The sequence below is a fragment of the Kribbella sp. C-35 genome (genome assembly GCF_046549195.1).
Taxonomy (GTDB): domain Bacteria; phylum Actinomycetota; class Actinomycetes; order Propionibacteriales; family Kribbellaceae; genus Kribbella.
In genome coordinates this window covers 1-591 of sequence record NZ_JAJPWG010000018.1, presented here as the reverse complement: position 1 = coordinate 591, position 591 = coordinate 1, and the positions used below count along the sequence as shown (strand labels likewise).

The following is a 591-nucleotide window of genomic DNA, read 5'->3' as shown; positions in this document are numbered from 1 at the left end:
TGAAAATAAAACAGGCGCGGCGATGGCGTTGGGTAGCTTTATTGGTTACGCCCCGGCGATGTTCTGCTTCAGTCTGTATGGCTACATTCTGGATTTAAATCCGGGGATTATTGGCTACAAAATCGTGTTTGGCATTATGGCCTGCTTCGCATTCTGTGGTGCGGTGGTTTCCGTAATGCTGGTTAAGCGTATTAGCCAACGTAAGAAAGAGATGCTGGCGGCTGAAGCTTAATTAATGGCCGGATGTGCTTAATCCGGCCAACGAAAACCGTATCAACCGTATGCCGGATAAGGCGTTTACGCCGCATCCGGCAACCTGACATAAATTATTTTCCCGCCTCCGGGGGCGTATCAAACGCCGCCATCACCAGCGCTAACTCATCCACGGTAAAGCCATGTTTCGCATCATCCACGCCCAGACCAAACTGTTCTTGCATCACAGCATATAATGACGCCACATCCGGTAGATTTCGCTGCTCCACCGCGTGCCCATTTTCATAATGGGTAAAATGATAATTGGTCAGTGTCAGCTTGCCGCCGTCCGGCAAATGGCGGCACATCAGCAAATGATGGCGAAAATGCGACTGCGGC

General features: G+C 50.6%; 2 protein-coding genes. One reads left to right on the top strand and one right to left on the bottom strand.

From position 1 onward, the window contains the following. On the top strand, positions 1-232 hold a 232-nt coding region (locus tag ACLJOO_RS42680; RefSeq protein WP_410794088.1), incomplete at its 5' end, for a hypothetical protein. Between the two features lie 94 nt (positions 233-326). On the opposite strand, the gene ACLJOO_RS42675 is transcribed toward ACLJOO_RS42680, so the two are convergent. Further along, positions 327-591 (bottom strand): arylamine N-acetyltransferase (locus tag ACLJOO_RS42675; RefSeq protein WP_410794086.1); only part of this gene is annotated, 265 nt, incomplete at its 5' end.